The 210-nt window shown below is 72.4% G+C and carries 1 pseudogene; it reads left to right on the top strand.

Annotation, left to right across the window (positions count from 1 at the left end):
* Positions 1 to 210, top strand: a pseudogene (locus tag QWY29_RS20890) (phosphoglucosamine mutase); the annotation flags it as partial.

The raw sequence follows: 210 nt of genomic DNA, 5'->3' as shown, positions 1-210 counted from the left end.
CCTCGCGCTCGGCCTGCGCGCGGCCGGCCAGCTCACGGACGACACCGTCGTGGCGACCGTGATGAGCAACCTCGGCTTCGTCAACGCGTTGCGCGCCGCCGGCGTCGCGGTGCGCCAGACCGCGGTCGGCGACCGCTACGTGCTCGAGGAGATGAACGCCCACCACTACTCGCTGGGCGGCGAGCAGTCGGGCCACGTGATCATGCGCGA

Source organism: Nocardioides abyssi, from assembly GCF_030412915.1.
In the GTDB taxonomy this organism is placed as follows: domain Bacteria; phylum Actinomycetota; class Actinomycetes; order Propionibacteriales; family Nocardioidaceae; genus Nocardioides; species Nocardioides abyssi.
This window is presented reverse-complemented; position numbering and strand designations above follow the sequence as displayed.